Here is a 12120-nt window from a genome sequence, read left to right as displayed (position 1 = left end):
CTGTGCTCGCAGATGCGGCCCCGACCTCACCGGCCCGACCTAGCACTCACTGGTCGCGAGTGCCAACTGCATTCTTAGCACTCGGCCCCGGCGAGTGCAAGGTTGACGACGGGGCTGCGGAGGCCCGCAGTCCGTCCTCGATCACCCGGACCACCCCGGTCGCCACCGCTTCGCTGTACAGCTGCGGAACCTTGCACACCACCAGGAGCGCCTTGACCTCGGCGACGCCGACGTCGTCACGGACAGTGCCGGCGCCCCGGGCCGCGGCGAGCAGATCGCCGAGCATCCCGAGGAACATCTCTTCGGCACCGGGTGCGGCGCTCTCCAGGTCCAGGCCGTAGCCGACGAGCGCGTCGACCAGACCGTGGTCGGCCGCACCGTTGCGCACCATGTCGCGGAAGAACACAAACAGCGCTTCGCCGGGGCCTTCGGTCTCCAGCAGCGTGCGCGCGTGCTCGGAGACCCGGCGCAGCCGGTGCTCCACGACGGCCACGAACAGTGCTTCTTTCGTCGGAAAGTGGCGGTAGACCGTTCCCGCTCCGACGCCGGCGCGGCGCGCGATCTCATCGATGGGGACACCGAGCCCGTCCGCGGCGAAGGTGTCGTAGGCGACCTCAAGCACACGGGCCCGGTTGCGCGCGGCGTCGGCGCGCAAGCGTCGATCGCGCGGCTCGCCGCGCCCGGGCCGAGCTGCGTCCACCAATTTCCCTTTCAGCGAACACGAACCGGGGCGCGCGTTCCGTATAGTCGACAACAACCGGAGCGACTGCCCCGTTTGACCATTCTACGAGGAGACCCGACATGACCGATTGGACAATCGCCGACATCCCCGACCAGTCCGGCCGCACCGCCGTCATCACCGGCGCCAACACCGGCCTGGGGTTCGAGACCGCCAAGGCGCTGGCGGAAAAGGGCGCGCACGTCGTGATCGCGGTGCGCAACACCTCCAAGGGCGACGAGGCCGCCGCGCGGATCACCGGGAACGTCGAAGTTCAAGAGCTGGACCTGACGTCGCTGGCCTCCATCCATGCCGCCGCCGAAGCCCTGAGAACCCGCTTCGACACGATCGACCTGCTCATCAACAATGCGGGTGTCATGACGACACCCAAGGGCACCACCAAAGACGGATTCGAGCTGCAATTCGGCACCAACCATCTCGGCCACTTCGCCCTCACCGGTCTGTTGCTGGACAAGCTCCTCGATGTCGACGGGGCCCGAATCGTGACGGTCAGTAGCAACGGCCACAAGATGGGCGGCGCGATCCACTGGGACGACCTGCAGTGGGAGCGGCGCTACAGCCGGATGGGTGCCTACACCCAGTCCAAACTCGCCAACCTGCTGTTCACCTACGAGCTGCAGCGGCGGCTGGCCCCGCGTGGCAAGACCATCGCTGTCGCCGCGCACCCGGGGACGTCGAACACCGAACTTGCGCGAAATCTGCCGGCAGCACTGCAACCGGCCGTGTCGGCCGTCGCGGGCCTGCTCGCACAGAGCTCGGCAGAGGGGGCGCTGCCCTCCTTGCGCGCGGCGACCGATCCGGGTGTCCTGGGCGGTCAGTACTACGGCCCGGCCAATCTGGCCCAATGGCGTGGTGCACCCGTCGTCGTCGCCTCCAGCGCGCAGTCCTACGACATGGCGATGCAGCGCCGGCTGTGGACGGTCTCCGAGGAGCTGACCGGGGTCACCTTCCCGGTCCCCGTGCTGTCCTGAGCCCGATCACCCGACCGCTTCCCGGCGCGGCGGGTCCGGGTCGTCCCTCCCCTGCGACGCATCCGGGTCGTCCCTCCCCTGCGACGCATCCGGGTCGTCCCTCTCCTGCGGCGCATCCGGGGGGTCCAAGGACTCCTGCACCTCCGGCTCGTCCCTCGTCTGCGGGGCATCCGGGTCGTCCAAGGACTCACCGGCATCCGGGTCGCCCGTCGACTCCGGCGCATCCCGCTGATCGTGGTCGAGCGGGTCGCGCACTCCCGGGCGGCGCTGCGGTGCCGGGTTCGCATTCAACCGCTCACCCTCACCACTCGCATCAGCGTCCATAGCGTCCGTACCGACGGCACTGTCGCCGTCATCGAGTCGTCGAGGAGCCGGCGGCGCGAGGTCACGGCGGATCTTGCCGTCCGAGAAATACGGGCGCGAGTCCCCGGGCTGATCGTGGCGGCGGTACCCGGCGTCGACGATAGGACGCAAAAAGCTGTCCGCCAGATCTACAACGCAGTCGGGAACTCCCAGATCACGGAACGGCCGCGTGAGCGGGAGGTGTGCGGTGGGCACGAAATAGGTGGTGACCGTTCCGCGGACCGTCACGTTCTCGGCGGGCACATCGGCAAGGTCCAGCCCCCAGCCTGCCGGCCCGTGGACGTAAATCATGCCCATCATCGCGTTGGCGGTAGCTATCAGGTTCCACGGCCGATCGGGCGGATCGGCCCACGGATCGTATTCTCCGATCACGATCGACGTGGGATACGGCGACTCCTGGACCCGGCTGACCCGGTAGTTCAGGATCGGGATATAGGTACCCACCTTGAAGTACTCGGCGACCCCCACCTCAGGCGACGCGATCAGGACGAATCTGATCTCGTCGGGAGCCGGGGGGTCGGGACCGTCGGCCAGTTCTGCCGCGAGCCTCGACGCGACCATACTGCCCATCGATTCGCCGATCACCACGACCTCGCCGGCGACCTGCCGGACCGCGACGGCCGCGTGCCCGACCCCGCCCCGCAGCGCGCGCTCCGTCGCAAGCGGGTCCTGCGAGTAGCGCACCACCTCAGGTGTCTCGTCATCGTGCATGGTGGCGCCGATGAACCGGTAGCTGCCCGCGATCAGCGGATAGAACGGATTGATCGGTTTGAAAAGGGTGGCCCCCGGAATCAGAACGGCTTCTTCGGCCGCGCTGACCGGATGGGCTGCCGCTGCGCCGGCGAGCAGCAGTAATGCCACTGCGACCAGAGGCTTCAGCCACTTGCGCGAAACGGCCATCGCACACTCTCCTGCTCGGCCCGTCAGGGCCGCAAATGCGACCCTGATTCTCTCACCACAGCTGGTGTCAGCGCAGCAGATTGCCACCGCCACCTGCACCATCGCGATCGTGGCGCCCGACCCCGGCCGGGCACGCTCGGCGCCGTGAAGCGGGCATCGGGAAGCCGGACGGCGGATATGCTCCCGAAGATGTCGCTGTGGGATCTCAAGCACGTCCCGCCCTACCCGCCGGCGCGCTACACAGCCGACCAGCCGGAGGTCAGTGCCTGGCTCAAACGCGGAGACGAGCCACCCGATCACGACGCGTTCGGGCTGGTGCAGTACCGCTATCTGGCCGGCCGGCGGGACACCGGAGGCGACTACGGCCTGTACCGCGTGGACATCGCACCGCGCGGCGGCGGTCCCGGGCCGCACTTTCACCGCGGCATGTCCGAGGCGTTTTTCGTGCTATCGGGCACCCTGTCCCTTTACGACGGCACCGACTGGCTGGACGGGCGCGCCAACGACTTCCTCTACGTGCCGCCCGGCGGCATCCACGGGTTCGGCAACCAGGCCGACGACCCGGCATCGATCCTGATCCTGTTCGCCCCCGGCGCGCCCAGGGAGCACTACTTCGAGGGATTGACGCAGTTGAGTGAGCTGACCGACGAGGAGCGCCGGGAGTGGTTCGTCAAGAACGACAACCACTTCGTCGAGTAGCCGGACCCAGTGCACACAGACACGCCGTATCCGGACACGCCGCGGAGATGCGATCGCGGAAGCGCCTGCCCTAGACTGCATTCCGGTCGCGCTGTCGCGGACAGCTGTTCTGCGGGCTGCCCGGGGTGACGGACAGCAGGCCTACCTGAGTTCTACATGGGAGGAGTCGTGGGTGCGGGCTGATGCGGCGCCCACGAGCGGCACCGTCGGAGCGCCCGGCGCCCAGGCGCTGCGCGGCTGGCAGCGACGCGCGCTGGTCAAGTATCTGACCGCCAAGCCCCGGGACTTCCTGGCCGTCGCAACCCCCGGTGCAGGCAAGACCACCTTCGCATTGCGCATCGTCGCCGAACTACTCGGCGAAGGCACCGTCGACACGGTGACGATCGTCGTGCCGACCGAGCATCTGAAGATTCAGTGGGCGCACGCCGCGGCGCGGCACGGCATCGCCCTGGACCCGAAGTTCTCGAACTCGAACGCCCAGACGTCGTCGGAGTACCACGGCGTCGTCGTGACCTATGCCCAGGTGGCCACCCACCCCACCCGGCACCGCGTCCGCACCGAGAACCGCAAAACGCTCGTGGTCTTCGACGAGATCCACCACGGCGGTGACGCGAAGAGCTGGGGTGAGGCGATCCGCGAGGCGTTCGATGATGCGACCCGGCGCCTCGCACTGACCGGGACGCCGTTCCGTAGCGACGACAGCGCCATCCCGTTCGTCACCTACGAAGAGGATCCCACCGGCCTCAAACACTCCAGGGCCGACCACACCTACGGCTATGCCGATGCGCTCGCCGACGGTGTGGTGCGGCCGGTCATGTTCATGGCGTACTCCGGCGAGGCCCGCTGGCGCGACAGCGCCGGTGAGGAGCATGCCGCCCGCCTCGGTGAGCCGCTGACCGCCGAGCAGACCGCGCGCGCGTGGAAGGCCGCGCTGGACCCGAAGGGCGAATGGATGCCCGCGGTGATCGCCGCCGCCGACAAGCGTCTGCAGGGCAAGCGTCAGCACGTGCCGGATGCCGGTGGCATGATCATCGCCACCGATCAGACGGCGGCCCGCGCCTACGCCGAGCTGCTGACCAAGATCACCGGCGAGGTGCCGACCGTCGTGCTGTCCGACGACAAGGGCGCCTCGGACCGGATCTCGCAGTTCTCGACGGGGACGTCGCGGTGGCTGGTCGCGGTGCGCATGGTGTCCGAGGGCGTCGACGTGCCCCGGCTGTCGGTCGGGGTGTACGCCACGAGTGCGTCGACGCCGCTGTTCTTCGCCCAGGCGATCGGCCGCTTCGTGCGCTCCCGCCGGCCGGGCGAGACCGCGAGCATCTTCCTGCCCTCGGTGCCCAACCTGCTGCTGCTCGCCAGCGAGATGGAGGCTCAGCGCAACCACGTCCTGGGCAAGCCGCACCGGGAGACTCTCGAGGATCCGCTCGACGCCGAGCTGGCCGAGCAGAAACGCGACGAGCCCGGCGAGGACGAGAACAAGGTCGAGTATCTGGGCGCCGACGCCGAACTCGATCAGGTGATCTTCGACGGCTCGTCGTTCGGGACGGCAACCCCCGCCGGCAGCGACGAGGAGGCCGATTACCTCGGGATCCCCGGCCTCCTGGACGCTGCGTCGATGCGAGACCTGCTGCGCCGCAGGCAAGATGAGCAGATGCAGAAGCGCACCGAGTCCGGTGTGCAGCCGCCGAAAACCACCCACGGGCAGCTGCGTGATCTGCGTAGCGAACTCAACACGCTGGTCTCCCTCGCGCATCACCGGACCGGCCGACCCCACGGGTGGATCCACAACGAGCTGCGGCGCCGGTGCGGCGGGCCGCCGGTGGCCGCGGCGACGCGCGAACAGCTGCAGGAGCGCATCGCGGCCGTCCGGGTGCTGCAGCGCGAGTTAACCGCCTAGGAAGCGCGGCCGGTATCCGCCGTCACTTCTCAGTCGGCGGCCAGTTTCGCCAGGTTGGCCAGTGAATTGTCCAGGTGTTCGATCGAGAACGGCGGGAATTCGATGTGCCGACGCAGTTCTTCGGGCACCGCCGACCAGTCGTAGGTCAATGTGACCCGGGTCTGGGCCGGGCCGACCGGTTCCAGCGCGTAATGCCATGTCCAGCCGCCGTACTCGACGACGCCGTCCGGTCCGGCCTGGCCGGGCTCCCAGCTGATCTCGCGCTCGGGTTCGAAAACGATGACCTTGTTGGCCATCTCGTAGTTCCCGTCGGGATGGTTGTCGTGGTACATGGCGATCCGGAACATCTGGTCGACATGGGTGAGCATCGCGCCGTCGAGGGCCTCGCGCACCCAGCCCGTCCCGTCGATGGCGGCATGCTGGGTCGGATCGGCCAGTACCGCGAAGACCTCGGCGGCGGGGGCATCGACGGTGGTGGTCACAATCATTGTCTCGGTCATGACGGTTGGACTCGATGCCGCGTGAAAACTCATCGCAGCAGCGAGATCACCTCGGCCACGTCGGGCAGCGCCGATGCGCGTCCAGCCCACTCGTCGAACACCGTCCAGTAGCTGACCCCGAACTCGCGCTGGCGGGCCACCAGCTGATCGGCCATCTGCTCGTGCGTCCCGATGAGCACGAACGGCGAGTCCAGCAGCAGCGCGGGATCGGCGCCCAGCGCCTCGCTCAGTCGGACCGCCGCGCTCTCCCGGTCGTCGGTCACCACGACAGCCTGGATCAACGCGTTCAATTCGATCTGGTCGAACCGCTCACCCGCTGCGGTGCGGACCACGGCGATGCGGTCTGCCAGTCCCGCACCGTCGAAATGGCTGAGCCGCACGCGGGTGGCGTCGCGGTTGTGGGTGATGCCCGCGAAGCCCGCGATGTCGGCGATGTGGCCGGCCAACTGCAGAACACGGGTGCCGTTGCCGCCCACCAGGATAGGGACATGGTGTGCGGGCGGGGCGACGATCTCGCCGGCCCCGGCGCACACCCGGTGGTGCTTCCCGCTGAAGTCGACCGGCTCGCCGGCGAGCAACGCGCGGATCACCGTCACGGACTCGATGAGCCGCGACACGCGGGTGGCGCCGTCGTCGAACGCGATTCCCGCGGCGTCGTACTCGGATTTCATGTGTCCGGCACCGATGCCCAGTTCGAAGCGGCCGTCGGACACCGTGGCCAGCGAGGCGCTCTCGCGTGCCGTGTCGACCGGATGGCGGAGATCATTGTTCACAACCAGTGTCCCGACGCGCAGTCGCGAGGTGACGACGGCGGTCGCGGCCGCTCCGACGAACGGCGACACTGTCGGCGCCAGGTGATCGGCGAACGTCATGACATCGATGCCCGCGGTTTCCACGCGCAGCGCGAATTCTCGGGACTGCGCTGCGCTTCGGGGCAGGGCTGCCGTGAGACCGAACCGCATCGGCCTGCGGCGGTGCGCGTCGGTGCTCACCCCGTCGACGCTACAGGTCGAGCAGGTCCGGCAGGTCAGCCACCGAGTCGATGACGTGATTCGGCTGCATCGCGAATTCGTCAGCCGCCCAACGGTCCAAAGTGTCCTGACGGAACTTGCCGGTGCGCACCAGCACGCCCGTCATCCCGACCACCTGCCCGGCGAGCACATCGTTGTTGAGGTCGTCGCCGACCATGTACATCTCGTCGGGATCGACCCCCAGTCGGGCCGCCGCCGACAAGAAGCCCTCCGGAGCGGGTTTGCCGACGGCGGTGGCCTTGCGGCCCGACGTCTCTTCCATGCCGATCAGATACATCCCGGTGTCGATGCGCAGCCCGTCGACGGTGGTCCATGAGGTACTGCGGTGCATGGCCACCACCGGAACGCCCTGGGCCATCCAGTCGTAGACCCAGGACAGTGTCAGATGGCTGTACTCCGGTCCGGCGCCGCCGAGCAGCACCACATCCGGCGGCTCCGGCGCCCGACGACCGCTGAACTCGGTCGAGTAGACGATGTCGATGCCGGGCATGTCCTCGGCGATCTGACCGCTGTTGACCAGGAAGCACCGCGCATCGGGGTAGCGGTCACGGACATAGTCCGCAGTCAGCACCGCCGCGGTGATGACCTCGTCGGCACGCACCGCCATCCCGGCCTCGGTCAGCAGGTCGGCGATCTGGGCGCGGGTCCTGGTCGTCGTGTTGGTCAGATAGGCGCGCGCGATCTGGTTGTCCGCCAACACCTGAAGAGACTCAGCCGCACCGGCGATCGGCTCCCATGACGTCACCAGAACGCCATCGATGTCGAACAACACCCCGCCGATAGCCATGCTGGCACAGTAAACCGCCGACCGGGGAGCGCAACTCGGGCCCCGCTACCGGCGTGCCCAGGAGCTCGTTGCGATCCACGGGGAGACCGTCGCCGCGATCGACCAGGCGGTGTCGGCGGGCACGTCGACGATCTCGTAGCGCTTCACACCTGCCGCCGTGGCGGCGACCAACGTGGCCACCCCCGCCCTGCGCTGCCACAGGGACTGGCGCACCGTCCATCCGATGATGCCGGAGGCGGACACACAGTCGCGGCGACGCTGGATACTGCCCTGCCTGGCCACCAGCCAGCCACCGCCGACCCGATGCCCCAGCGACCGCGCGCGGTCGAAGGCCAGAAATGCGCTGAACAGCACCAACACCGCCAATGCCGACCAACCCCAGGCCGGCACGCCGGCGGTCGCGGCCGTCACGATCAGGCCGGCCGCCACCACCGAGGGAAGCGCCATCGCCCTGGTCCACCGGCGTTGGGTCGCCGCCGGGCCATGTGCCCTCAAGGGGCCCGCGACGGCGTCGGGTCGCGCGATCAGATCGGCCAGCACCGTCTCGGCGACGCCGCGGGGGCACGGCGGAAGCAGCTGTGATGCCTCCCCCACACCGGCGACACCCGTCATCACCGCGTCCAGCCGGGCACCGCCGAACAACCGCACCAGCAGCGGCTCGCGCAGGGTGCCGCCACGCAACCGGCGCATGTCGAAGGTGTGCTCGCGCACCCGCACCAGCCCGTGCGACAGGTGCAGCACCTCGGCGTCGCGGCGCAGCAACAGATTGCCGTAGGTCAGCAGCGACTGCGCCACCGACAGCGCCACCGAAGCCAGCAGCAGGCCGGCGACGCCGACGGCGACCGCCGTGAGCACCCCCACGCTCTCCGCGACCGTCTGCGCCTGCCGACCCAGCGACGAATCGCGAAGCGCGGGAAGCAGACCCGGCTGGGCGGCGAACCCGAGCGCGGCGACGATCAGCACCAGTCCGGTGAACGTCAACGGGCTGAAACGCAACCACGTCGGCTGCCAGCGGGCCAGCACCCGACCGGTGTCGGCGCTGCCGGCCGGGGACTCCAGCGATTCGGCCAGCAGCACCGCGCGCAGGCGGCCCACCTCCTGGGCGGGCACCGCGTCGAGTTCGAACGAGGTGTCCCCCCTGGCCTCCTGACCGGTGCTGATCCGCAGGACGGTCAGGCCCAGCAGGCGGTGCAACAACCGGGCGTCGGTCGACACCGATCGAATTCGGTTGCGCGGCACCGACAGCACGCTGCGCTGCAGCACCCCGGTGCGCAGCTGCACGTCGGTGGGGCCGATCCGGTAGGTCGTGGTGAACCAGCGCGCGAGCCCGTAGCCGACCACCAGCGCCACACCGATCACCGTCCACAGCGGATTTCCGGTCGCCGAACCGACTACGAACGACCCGACCAGCACCGGGATCTGGCGGACCACTTCGTGTACGGGATGCACGAGCAGCATGCGCGGACTCAGACGGGACCATTCCCCGACGCTCACGTGGCGTCCTCGGCGCCCAGCGCGGCGATATCGGTGAGGCGGGCCACCACCCACTCGGCAACCCCGTTGTCGAGCGCCACGATGCGCACCGCCCCGGCCGACGACGCCGTCGTCACCGTCACGTTGGCCAGTCCGAACAGCCGGTCCAGCGGTCCGCGGTAGGTGTCGACGGTCTGAACCCGCGAGATCGGGGCGATTCTGCGTTCCTGGACCAGCCAGCCCGTCCTCGTGTAGACGGCCGTCGCGTCGAGATCCCAGCGGTGCACGCGGTAGCGCCACAGCGGCGCGATCACCACCGACACCACCATGCCGAGCAGGGTGCCGGCGGCCAGCAGCAGGTGCAGCCACGGCAACCGTCCGTCGAGGACGAACCACACCGCCTGACCCACCACCGCGAAGGCCCACGGGACGGCGGCCCCGATGGCCCAGACAAGCGGCGCTTTCCGGCTCGGCGGGTGCGCCGGTTCGACCAGGTGCACGCTTCGAGCCTAGTTGCGCGGGCCGGACACGGTGCGCCGCGCCCGTCCCCGACCGTAAGTTGAACCCCATGACCTCCACATGGACCGCCGCCGACGTCCCCGATCAGTCCGGCCGGGTGGCCGTCGTCACCGGAGCCAACACCGGCATCGGCTATGAGACCGCCGCGGTGCTCGCGGGTCGCGGCGCCCGCATCGTCATCGCGGTGCGCAACCTGGACAAGGGCGCCCAAGCCGTCGAGCGGATCACCCGCCAGACCCCGGGCGCCGACGTCACGCTGCAGGAACTCGACCTGTCCTCGCTGGCCAGCGTGCGCCGCGCCGCCGAGGAACTGCGCACCGCGCATCCCCGCATCGACCTGCTGATCAACAACGCCGGGGTGATGTATCCGCCCAAACAGACCACCAGCGACGGTTTCGAGCTCCAGTTCGGCACCAACCACCTCGGCCACTTCGCGCTCACCGGCCTGCTGCTGGACCGGTTGCTCCCTGTCGAAGGTTCGCGGGTGGTCAGCGTCGCTTCCATCGCCCACAACATCCAGGCCGACATCCACTTCGACGACCTGCAGTGGGAGCGCCGCTACAACCGGGTCGCCGCCTATGGGCAGTCCAAGCTGGCCAACCTGATGTTCAGCTACACGCTGGCGCGCCGGCTGGCCGCCAAGGGCGCACCCACCCTCGCCGTGGCCGCCCACCCGGGGATCTCCAACACCGAGTTGATGCGCCACATCCCTGGCTCGGGGCTGCCCGGCGTCGCCGCGCTGACCGGGCTGGTCACCAACAGTCCCGCGGTCGGGGCGCTGGCGACGCTGCGCGCCGCCACCGACCCGAAGGCGCGCGGCGGCCAGTACTACGGGCCGTCGGGCTTCCGTGAGCTGGTCGGTCATCCGGTGCTGGTGCAATCCAACCGCAAGTCCCACGACGTGGACGTGCAGGAGCGGCTGTGGACGGTCTCCGAGGAGCTGACCGGCGTGAAGTACGACCTGTGATGCGCCCTGTCGACGAACATCGGCGGGTGGTCGCCGGGCTGATTTCCACCCGGACGCCGCGCATGGTCCCGATCGCCGACGCGTTGGGCCTGACCCTGGCCGCCGACATCACCGCGCCGCTGTCGCTGCCCGGTTTCGACAACTCCGCGATGGACGGCTATGCGGTGGTCTCCGAGGACATCGCCACTGCGACCGAGGACACCCCGGTCCGGCTGCCGGTCGCCGCGGACATTCCCGCGGGCCGCACCGACGTCCCGGCGCTCGCGGCCGGCACCGCACACCGGATCATGACCGGCGCGCCGCTGCCCGCAGGCGCCACCGCCGTCGTCCCGGTCGAGGCGACCGACGGCGCCGTGGACACCGTGACGATCCGTGCGGCCACCCGGCCGGGTCAGCACATCCGCCGCGCCGGGGAGGACGTCGCCGCCGGAACCACGGTGCTGCAGTCCGGTCAGGTGGTGACTCCCGCCGTCCTCGGGCTGGTGGCCGCGCTGGGCCTCGACGAGATTCGGGTGACGCCACGGCAGCGGGTACTCGTGGTGTCGACCGGTACCGAGCTGGTCGGTCCCGGCACCCCGCTGCAACCGGGCCAGATCTACGAATCCAACGGCGTCATGCTGGCCGCCGCCGTCCGCGACGCCGGGGCCGAGGTGGTGGCAGCCCCCATGACCGGCGATGACGTCGACGCATTCCGGGACATCCTGAGCAGCTATGCGGATCGGGCCGACCTGATCATCACCACCGGCGGGGTGAGCGCGGGCGCCTACGAGGTGGTCAAGGACGCGCTGTCCGAGGCGGGAGTCGAGTTCGTCAAGGTGGCGATGCAACCCGGTATGCCGCAGGGCGCCGGCCGCCTGCGCGTCGGCGCGGACGGCATCCCGATCGTCACGCTGCCGGGCAACCCGGTCAGCGCGCTGGTGTCCTTCGAGGTGTTCGTGCGGCCGGCGCTGCGCGCCGCGATGGGCCTACCCGACACCGAGCGGCCACGGCGCACCGCGATGCTGAGCGAGGACCTGGTCTCACCGCGCGGCAAACGCCAGTTCCGCCGCGGCGTGTACGACCCGGCCACCGACACCGTCACCAGCTACGGGCCGCCGGCATCGCATCATCTGCGTTGGCTCGCCTCGGCGAACTGCCTGCTGGAGCTCGACGAGGACACCGCCGAGGTCGCCGCCGGTTCCCGGGTCCCGGTGTGGGACCTGCGATAGCGCTCGTGGTGCTGACTACTCTTCGCGCAAGCGCTCGTGGTGCTGACTACTCCTCGCGCAAGCGCT

Annotated in this window: 12 protein-coding genes; 5 read left to right on the top strand and 7 right to left on the bottom strand. The window is 69.5% G+C overall.

The window, feature by feature from the left end:
- Nucleotides 1–46 precede the first annotated feature (46 nt).
- Nucleotides 47–700, bottom strand: coding sequence for a TetR/AcrR family transcriptional regulator (locus tag ACNUDN_RS03080; protein WP_419120577.1), 654 nt, complete (start codon nucleotides 698–700; stop codon nucleotides 47–49).
- Between the two features lie 101 nt (nucleotides 701–801).
- Here ACNUDN_RS03080 and ACNUDN_RS03075 point away from each other — a divergent pair, with 101 nt between their 5' ends.
- Nucleotides 802–1710, top strand: coding sequence for an SDR family NAD(P)-dependent oxidoreductase (locus ACNUDN_RS03075; RefSeq protein ID WP_419120576.1), 909 nt, complete (start codon nucleotides 802–804; stop codon nucleotides 1708–1710).
- Between the two features lie 6 nt (nucleotides 1711–1716).
- On the opposite strand, the gene ACNUDN_RS03070 is transcribed toward ACNUDN_RS03075, so the two are convergent.
- Nucleotides 1717–2973, bottom strand: a complete 1257-nt coding sequence (locus ACNUDN_RS03070) for a PE-PPE domain-containing protein (RefSeq protein WP_419120575.1) — start codon at nucleotides 2971–2973, stop codon at nucleotides 1717–1719.
- Nucleotides 2974–3162: 189 nt separating this feature from the next.
- Between ACNUDN_RS03070 and ACNUDN_RS03065 the strand changes: the two genes are divergently transcribed.
- Nucleotides 3163–3672: a cupin domain-containing protein gene (locus tag ACNUDN_RS03065; protein ID WP_419120574.1), complete on the top strand. Its 510-nt coding sequence runs from the start codon at nucleotides 3163–3165 to the stop codon at nucleotides 3670–3672.
- 172 nt (nucleotides 3673–3844) lie between these two features.
- Nucleotides 3845–5569, top strand: a complete 1725-nt coding sequence (locus ACNUDN_RS03060) for a DEAD/DEAH box helicase (RefSeq protein ID WP_419120573.1) — start codon at nucleotides 3845–3847, stop codon at nucleotides 5567–5569.
- Nucleotides 5570–5598: 29 nt separating this feature from the next.
- On the opposite strand, the gene ACNUDN_RS03055 is transcribed toward ACNUDN_RS03060, so the two are convergent.
- From ACNUDN_RS03055 to ACNUDN_RS03035, 5 genes are read right to left on the bottom strand one after another with little or no spacing between them, the layout of a single operon-like run.
- Nucleotides 5599–6069: an SRPBCC family protein gene (locus ACNUDN_RS03055; protein ID WP_419120572.1), complete on the bottom strand. Its 471-nt coding sequence runs from the start codon at nucleotides 6067–6069 to the stop codon at nucleotides 5599–5601.
- Nucleotides 6070–6098: 29 nt separating this feature from the next.
- Complete coding sequence (locus ACNUDN_RS03050; RefSeq protein ID WP_419124993.1) at nucleotides 6099–7031, bottom strand: TIGR03621 family F420-dependent LLM class oxidoreductase; 933 nt, start codon at nucleotides 7029–7031, stop codon at nucleotides 6099–6101.
- A 40-nt stretch (nucleotides 7032–7071) separates the two neighbouring features.
- Complete coding sequence (locus ACNUDN_RS03045) at nucleotides 7072–7887, bottom strand: HAD-IIA family hydrolase (protein WP_419120571.1); 816 nt, start codon at nucleotides 7885–7887, stop codon at nucleotides 7072–7074.
- Between the two features lie 45 nt (nucleotides 7888–7932).
- Nucleotides 7933–9345 (bottom strand): PH domain-containing protein, encoded by a 1413-nt coding sequence (locus tag ACNUDN_RS03040; protein WP_419124992.1) that lies wholly within the window; start codon nucleotides 9343–9345, stop codon nucleotides 7933–7935.
- Between the two features lie 32 nt (nucleotides 9346–9377).
- Complete coding sequence (locus ACNUDN_RS03035) at nucleotides 9378–9860, bottom strand: PH domain-containing protein (RefSeq protein ID WP_419120570.1); 483 nt, start codon at nucleotides 9858–9860, stop codon at nucleotides 9378–9380.
- Nucleotides 9861–9928: 68 nt separating this feature from the next.
- On the opposite strand from ACNUDN_RS03035, the gene ACNUDN_RS03030 reads away from it, so the two are divergent.
- Together ACNUDN_RS03030 and moeA are read left to right on the top strand one after the other, a co-directional pair.
- A complete protein-coding gene (locus tag ACNUDN_RS03030; protein ID WP_419120569.1) occupies nucleotides 9929–10846 on the top strand; it encodes an SDR family NAD(P)-dependent oxidoreductase in 918 nt (305 codons plus the stop codon).
- The gene (gene moeA, locus ACNUDN_RS03025; protein ID WP_419124991.1) at nucleotides 10846–12054 is read left to right on the top strand and encodes a molybdopterin molybdotransferase MoeA; all 1209 of its coding nucleotides are present in this window, start codon (nucleotides 10846–10848) and stop codon (nucleotides 12052–12054) included. The genes ACNUDN_RS03030 and moeA overlap by 1 nt, the downstream gene beginning before the upstream one ends.
- Nucleotides 12055–12120 lie beyond the last annotated feature (66 nt).

Origin of the sequence: Mycobacterium sp. smrl_JER01 (assembly GCF_048513595.2) — a bacterium.
Lineage (GTDB): Bacteria > Actinomycetota > Actinomycetes > Mycobacteriales > Mycobacteriaceae > Mycobacterium.
The sequence above is the reverse complement of the archived record's forward strand: the minus strand, read 5'-3'. Positions and strand labels throughout refer to the sequence as shown.